At 68.8% G+C, this 7,346-nt stretch carries 5 protein-coding genes and 3 pseudogenes; 5 read left to right on the forward strand and 3 right to left on the reverse strand.

Annotated elements, in window-relative coordinates:
• Positions 1-317: 317 nt before the first annotated feature.
• Positions 318-1,156 (forward strand): annotated as a pseudogene (locus ACF061_RS25855) (SDR family oxidoreductase).
• Here ACF061_RS25855 and ACF061_RS25860 read toward each other — a convergent pair.
• Together ACF061_RS25860 and ACF061_RS25865 are read right to left on the reverse strand one after the other, a co-directional pair.
• Entirely contained in the window at positions 1,148-1,714 is a 567-nt protein-coding gene (locus ACF061_RS25860) for a transposase (RefSeq protein WP_392269362.1), read from the reverse strand. The pseudogene ACF061_RS25855 and the gene ACF061_RS25860 overlap by 9 nt on opposite strands.
• Entirely contained in the window at positions 1,630-2,169 is a 540-nt protein-coding gene (locus ACF061_RS25865) for a winged helix-turn-helix domain-containing protein (RefSeq protein ID WP_392269349.1), read from the reverse strand. Before ACF061_RS25865 ends, ACF061_RS25860 begins: the two co-directional genes overlap by 85 nt.
• A 257-nt stretch (positions 2,170-2,426) precedes the next feature.
• On the opposite strand from ACF061_RS25865, the gene ACF061_RS25870 reads away from it, so the two are divergent.
• Both ACF061_RS25870 and ACF061_RS25875 read left to right on the forward strand, forming a co-directional pair.
• Entirely contained in the window at positions 2,427-2,915 is a 489-nt protein-coding gene (locus tag ACF061_RS25870) for a hypothetical protein (RefSeq protein WP_392269350.1), read from the forward strand.
• A 3-nt stretch (positions 2,916-2,918) separates the two neighbouring features.
• Positions 2,919-3,620, forward strand: coding sequence for a hypothetical protein (locus ACF061_RS25875; RefSeq protein ID WP_392269365.1), 702 nt, complete (start codon positions 2,919-2,921; stop codon positions 3,618-3,620).
• A 441-nt stretch (positions 3,621-4,061) separates the two neighbouring features.
• Here ACF061_RS25875 and ACF061_RS25880 read toward each other — a convergent pair.
• Positions 4,062-4,295, reverse strand: a pseudogene (locus ACF061_RS25880) (SpaA isopeptide-forming pilin-related protein); the annotation flags it as partial.
• Positions 4,296-4,390: 95 nt separating this feature from the next.
• Here ACF061_RS25880 and ACF061_RS25885 point away from each other — a divergent pair.
• Positions 4,391-6,115, forward strand: coding sequence for a type I restriction endonuclease (locus ACF061_RS25885; protein WP_392269363.1), 1,725 nt, complete (start codon positions 4,391-4,393; stop codon positions 6,113-6,115).
• Between the two features lie 40 nt (positions 6,116-6,155).
• Positions 6,156-7,346 (forward strand): annotated as a pseudogene (locus ACF061_RS25890) (hypothetical protein); the annotation flags it as partial.

The following is a 7,346-nucleotide window of genomic DNA, read 5'->3' on the forward strand; positions in this document are numbered from 1 at the left end:
GGGATGGAGCTGGACGCCGCGGCTGATGACGATGATCGGCGGGTCGTGGCGCCGACGAGGCGTAGCCGCAGGCCGGAGAGATGGTAGAGGATCATCCGGCCGGTGGGCCGGACCTGCTGGTTGCCGGGATAGAGCCCGGGCATCTTCTGGTCGCTCCCGAGGGCCCGGTGAACCTGGCGCTCGACCAGGCAGAACACGAGCAGGGTCAGGACTGGTTCCCGCACTGGAGTTGGGGAAGGGGTATGGCTCACCGCCGTTCGAGTCCTTCGGCCCGGTTCTGCCCCGAGAGCAGTGCAGCACGCCTTACCGTGAGCGGCGTGACGGTCCTGATCACCGGCGGCAGCGGGTTTCTGGGAATGGAGTTGGTCCGCCGAGCCACCTCGGCGGACGCCGAGGCTGCCGCGACGTTCGCCACTACCCGCCCCGGCACCGTCCCGGGGGTCATCTGGCGTACGCTTGACGTGCGAGACCCCGCGCAGGTCGCCGGGGTGATCAGCGAGGTGTCCGCCTCAGTCGTCATCAACGCATCGAGCGGCGGAGCCGACTGGGAGGTCACGGCGGAGGGCTCGATCCACATCGCCATGGCGGCGGCGCGGCTCGGCGTCCGCCTGGTCCATGTCTCCAGCGACGCGGTGTTCTCAACAGCTGGTGTCCACTATGCCGAGTCCTGCCTTCCCGACCCGGTGACCCCGTACGGTGCCGCGAAGGCCGCCGCTGAGACGGCCGTACGGCTCCTGGTGCCGAGCGCCGTGATCGCCCGCACCTCGCTGATCATCGGGCACGGCCGGACGTGCACGAGCGTACGGTGCACGCTCTCGTGGCCGGCACACGTGAGGGTGTCTTGTTCACCGACGACGTCCGCTGCCCGGTGCACGTCGAGGACCTGGCTGCCGCTCTCTTGGAAGTCGCGCTGTCGGATGCGGCAGGTGTGCTCCACCTTGCCGGGCCGGACGCCCTCAGCCGTCACGACCTCGGCCGGCTGATCGCCCAGCGCGATGGACTGGATGCCACGCGGCTGTCCGCCGGGCGCCGGGTCGATGCCCCGTTGCCCGGAGCCCTCGACGTACGGCTCGACGGCCGCGCTACACAAGAGCGCCTGGGGACCAGGATCCGCGGGGCCCGCGAGTTCCTTACTGACTTCGGCTGGTCAAGGTGACGTTGTATCGCTGAGGGTCAGGCCGGTGCCTGCTATGAAGCCGTCGAGGGTGTCGGGCCGGTACTGAAGGCGCTTGAGCCGGTTGCGTACGAGGACCTCAAGCCGGTCGAGGGCGACCACGGCGAGGTTGGCCAGGCTGCGCTTGACGTGTGCCCATACCCACTCGACCGGGTTGAGATCGGGCGAGTACGCGGGCAGCAGGAACACCGTCAGCCACTCGCGCTCTGCGATCAGCTCACGCATGACGCGGGATATGTGAGTGTTCAGCCGGTCCCACACCAGCACGATGGGCGCCTTGACGAGCTGGTGGACGCCGTCGATCCACGCGATGAAGTCGCGCTCGCCCATGCTGCGGCGCTGGCCTGGGCCCGCTCGGTGAGTGCGCAGACGGTGGCACAGCCGGGTGCGGGATCCGGGCCGCATGGCGATCAGCCCGGCCACCGACAGGCGCCCCGAGCGGCGGCCGCTCACGGTTACGACCGGGGTGCGGCCGCGCCGGCCCCAGGTACGTCCTTTGGGCGGCCGTCGGGTGAACCCGGCTTCGTCCTCGAAGCAGATGTAGCCTCCGCTGGCCGCCCGGGTCCTTTTACCTCGGCCCAGGTCGCCTCCTTCCATGCGGTGACGGCCTGCTCGTCGCGTTCGGCGACCCGCCGCGCGGGGACCTGCGGGCTGAAGCCGAGCCGGTGCATCAGCCTCGTCGCCCCGGAGACGCTGTAAGAGACGTGGAACTTCCTGCCGATCAGCGTGGCCACCCTCGCCGCGGTCCACACCTGGTCCTCGACCCAGCCGTGCGCGGCCGGGCCCTGCTCGAGGTACGCGGCCAGTCTCTCCAGGCAGCGCGGGGAAAGACGGCACCGGGATCCACTCGGGCCGCGGGAGGCCAGCGCCTGCGCGCCGCCGTTCCGCCACAACTGATGCCATAGGTAGGCCGACTTCGCACTCACCCTCAGGCGCCGTGCCACCTCCAGCGGCTTGATCTTCTGCTCGAACAGCTCGGCCGCCTGCATCCGCACCGACTCCCGACGCTGCCGTCCCGCAGGAGTCAGCCCGCCTCCATCCGCATATCTCACACACCACGGAATACAGGCACCGCTCCAGGCCCATCAGAGACTTCGAGCAGATTCACCCCGACGAGCCGAACTCAGTAAAGGAAACGGCCGCGTCATCGTCGATTCGCGCACGCTCCCCCGGCCGCTGTAAGTCGCTTGCGCGCGGTCCTTGCGCTGCCCCAAGGTGTTATTGGTCAGGACAGAAGGGGCAGCGGGGGCACGTGAAGATTACCAAGGACGAAGTGAAGCGTCGCCTGCACCTCGACGAAGTCGATACCGACGAGCTGCTCGAACTCCTCTTCCAGCTTGTTGGCGGCTGCCAAAGCCTGGACGACCGGCGGCTTGTCCTTCCCGAGCCGGCAACTGGCCCAGCCCGGCTCGTGCTGCACTTCACCGCAAGCGGCAGGCTCTGCGACGTGCAACCGGGGGAAGCCCTGACCGAGCAGCATCTGACCGAGATGGAGGAACGGATCCGCCTGCAGTTGCTGGCGCCACCCGTGCCTCGCCTGGTGAGGAAGATTCTCTTCTCCACCCAGCCGAACGACGGATACTGGCGCTTCGAGGACCGGCTCGTCCTGCGTCCCCTGCCCGCGGGCAATCCGGCAACACCCTGGATCGCCGAGACCCACCCGCTGATCTTCGAATGCGCCTATCCCGGCACGGAGGACACACTGCTGTCCCTGTCACGCGGCGACCGGATCGCCGACTAGTGGATGAGCGTCCTCGGGCTCGCTGCCGCGCACCTGGTTCTTCCCGTGCGGGGGCCGGTCCGCGGTAGGTGGGCGACGGCGGCATTCCGGCATCCGGGACAAACAGACCATCCCAGCGGCGAATGGGTTCACGACCAGTTCTGGCCGGCCAACTGGGGCGGAGCGCCCGACAGCCTGTGTGAGCGGGGCGAACTGGGTGATATTCCGGTGACGGACGAACACACGGGTTTCGTGAGGTGCGAGTCCCCCCTGCACCTGCCCACCTACCTCACGCGCTGCCTCCGCGCCTTCGGCTCCCTTGATGTCACCGACCGACGAACCCTCCTCCGGGCGACACACTGGTTCCACCACGCGGCGCAGGTCAGCAATCTGTCGGCATCCGCCGCGTACACGGCCGTCGTCCAGAGTATGGAGGTGCTGGTGGACGCCCCGGGCAGCGAGAGCACGACTTCGGCCTTCCGGGCGTTCGTCGATCAGTACGCCCCGGCGACGAGCGACGTGATGCGGAAGATGCATCGAAGCCTGTACAAGATCCGCAGCCAGATCAGCCACGGCACTCGGCTGTTCGTCTCCGATCTCGAAGTGCGCGGTATGCCGAATCCTCAGCGGTGGCACGAGGAGCAGCTCCTCGATCATGCAACGGTCGTATGCCGAACGGCGATCATCAACTGGCTTTTGTCCAGGGCGGCGAGACCAGTCGGTTGAGTCCGCCGGCCGGGTACGCAAACGCCCTCGGAATCGCGAGGACTCCGAGGGCCTGGCGGCTGCTGGCTGGGCTGCGTCACCCCTGGGAGGGGCCGTTGGGGTCGTCGATCCGGTGGCGTCGTGCTGCGTGCCGGCGGCGAGTAGGAAGCTGGTGCAGCCGATCAGCCAGGGGGTGGCGTCGGCGCCGGTGTGGGCGAGCGTGCCCTCGACCGTGGAGGCCGAACTGCTCGACATCGTCGGGTTGGCGACCTCCGTGTCGGACCGTGAGGAGGACGTGCTGCCGCCCGTGGCCTGGGTCGACTGGTCCGATGCGGACTCGGCGGCGCCCGGCTTGCCCGACGACTTCTCGGAGGAGTCGGACCTCGGGGTCGAATTGGTGGTCTTGGTGTTGGTGACGGTCACGGAGACCGGGCTGCCCGGCTTCGCGGTGAAGCTCTTGGCGAGCTTGGAGAGGTCGTATCCGGTGGGCGCCTTAATCTCCTTAACCCAGAACTGCGTCTTCCGACTCGACACCGGCAGTTCTCCGGAGGCCGTGCCCTTGGCGCCGGTGGTCAGGGTGAGCAGCGTCGAGTCGCCGGTACCGATCTTCACGGTCGCGCCGGGCAGCAGCTTGCCGGTCCTATCGTCCTTGGCCTGCAGGAGGACCTTGGCGGCCTTGAACGGGTCGGTGATCACCAGTCGTGTGGTCGCACCCAGGGTGACGATGACGTCCTAGTCGGCGACGACCTCGTGGAGCGGGCTGCCGGAGGTCGCACGAGGGGCTGCCCGCGCTGGTACGGCTGGTCGACTGGGAAGGACTCGCGCCTGGCACCAATGACTTCCGGCTTGTGGCCGAGCGCCACGTCGGCGATGCGGCTGTGCCGGACGTGCTGCTTCGGGTGAACGGGCTGCCCTGGGTCGTCATCGCGCAGGAGCCGGACGCGCGGGGTGTCATCGACTACCTCATCCACCGGATCCGGAACCTCGCTGGGGCCAGTCGCGACTCCGCACCGGCGCGGCCCGAACTGGCCCGGTACGCCCAGCTCCTGGTGGTCATGGATGACTCGGATGCCCGGCTGGGCACCATCACCTCTGCGGCGTGGGAGTTCGATCGCTGGCGCACCGTGGCGCCGGCGACGGAGGAGCAGGTGCGCGCCGAACTCGGATGCCCGGTCGAGCGTCCGCTACGCCCGTGGGAGGCCCTGACCGCCGGTGTCCTCAGGCCGTCCCATTTGCTCGATCTGGTACGAAACTTCGTCCAGGAGAGGGAGTGGCCGCCGTCGGGCTACGGGCAGCAAGGGACGGTGGTCAAGACGGTCGCGCGCTATCCGCAGTACCGCGCGGTTCACCGGGTGATCGACCTGCTCGTCGACCGGATGGACGGCCGATCGGGCAACACCCCTGCCTGGCACGGCGGATTGGTCCGGCACTTCGCGGATTCGGGGGCGGAACGGACCATGAGCTTCCTGGTGCGTCGACTACGGGCGCATCCGCAGCTCGCCGGTCACAAGATCATTGTAGTCGCCCAGCGCCGGGAGCGGGAGCACCGCATCGCTGACGACCTCGCGCAAGGCGGTGAGGGCGTGGTCAGCCCGCTCTCGGCGCACAGGGCCGCCCAAGCCCTCGCCCTCGATGTGCCGGACGTGCTCGTGCTCACCCTCCAGAGGCTCGTCGGCGTACGGGACGCGACCGAGCCGCCGTACACCGACCTCGAGGATCCGCTGCCCGCCGCCGTGAACACCCGGAGCAACATCCTGGTAATCCTGGACGAGCCGCACGACCTCACCGTTCACCACGTCCGGCTGCGCGAGATCCTGCCCAACGCGGCCTATCTCGGTTTCGCGGACGCCCCCGTGCCGAGAAGGTCACAGGCCGCCGTCCAGCACCTGTTCGGCACCCCCGTTGACGTCTACACCGCCCGGGACGCGCTGGCCGACGGCGTGCTGAGGCCCGTGCTGTACGAGAGGGCCGCGGACGACGGCAAGGCCGACATCGACGCCCTGCATGTCGGTGCGCCGGGGCCCGCGGTCCGGACGTCCGATGCGAGCGGCGACGACCTTGCGGCCAAGGCCGCACGGATGTTTCGGCACTGGGCCTTCACCGGGCTGCGGCACGGTGTCGCTGCGCAAGTCGTCGCCGCCTCACGGGCGGATGCGGTCCGGTACTGCCCCGCCCTGATCAAGGCTCGCGACCAACTCCTTGCGGACATCGAGGGCCTGGACCCCGACCTCCTGAGCGACCCGGACGTGGAGGACTACGCCACCGAGGAGCAACGGGCCCTGATCGCCCTGTGGTCCTATCGCCATGTACTGAAGAGGATCGCCCCGCGCGCAGCCATCACCATGGGCGGGACGGAGCCGCCGGAGTGGCGCCGCTGGACCCAACCCGTCGGTGGCAGGGCGGGCAGCGGGCCCAAGGGCTTAGCCGAGGCCGTCGCCGAGCCTCCGCCGGCCCTCCTGGGGAGCGGACCCGCATGGCGGAGCGACGCCGGGCGCCCCGCATACCGCCCCCCGTAGCCTGACCGTTTTCACCGTGGTGCGGTCCAGGCTGGAGGAGGTGGACAACGGCGGCAACGGGCACCTGGTGTTCCTGGACCGTGGCATCACTACGGCCGAGCTGCGGCAAATCATGCGCGCCCGGCGCCCGGGCGACGCGCTACACCACGTTGTCGACCATGCGGACGCCCTGACGAGCCTGGAGCAGGCGTTCGCCCGCTACGACGCCGATCATCTGCGCGAAGTACTGGGCGTCGACGAGGCGCCGCACTGGGGCCTGTGCAAGGACCGTGACCACGCTGTGGCCGAGGTGCTGTGGCTCGTCGACGGCGAGCTTCGGGAATTCCTCACTGCAAGAGCCCCTACGTGCAGGATCGACACCCTGCGCGCCGAAGCTCCTCGGGAGGACCTCCTCGCGGCCCTCGCCGATCCGCTCACCCATGCCCGATTCATCGGCCTGGTCCGACAGTTCCTCGTGGCCCTCAACTCGGCACTGCCGACCAAGGCGGAGCCCCGACACGTCGAACTCGCCAAGTGGCTGGGCGTGGTCCAATACGTGGCGTGGAAGCGCCACCACCCCGACTCTGAATACTTCAGGCCGCGCGCCGCCGGTGCCCATGTGGATGATTTGATCGAGCGGTGGCTTCAGGAATCAGGTGCCCGTCACCTTGTTCCGCCGGAGCGTATGACGGCCCCGGACTTCCTGGACCAGGTCATGGCGAACGCCGACCCCCGGGCCCGTACCGCCTATCTGTTGTTGGCCGTGTCTGACCAATTGAACTCCCGTCCGCTGGCCAATCCGCTGCGACAGCAGTGGTTTGAGGACCGGCTGAAGGCGATCAGAGAGTCTGCTGAGTCCGGTTTGGAGCGGACAGCGGATGCACTGCTGGCTCTGGCCCGGGACATTCTGGCCGCGGAGCGCGACCATGCCCGGGCTACGTCCAAGCCGATGCTCACGCCCGTACAGCGGGTACTCCTTCTGTTGGAGCAAGCCATTCCTGGTCAGCGGCGGTCGGACGGGACTGCGCCAGCCCCGGTGCGAGAAGCTGCCGAGGCCGTTACGACCAAGATTTTTCACGAGGCCCGGCTCCCGCACCTCGGCTCCCTGGAGACCGCACGGAACCGGCTGCGTAAGGAGCTACGGCAGCTGCTGGAGCGTAGGCGATCTCCTCGGGCCTTCTCAGGCTGCGGCGAGCCAGTGCCCACCGACGACGGACCGGGACCTCGCCCTGGTAGTCGAACTCGGCCACCG

The organism is Streptomyces sp. NPDC015220 (assembly GCF_043079345.1).
Lineage (GTDB): Bacteria > Actinomycetota > Actinomycetes > Streptomycetales > Streptomycetaceae > Streptomyces.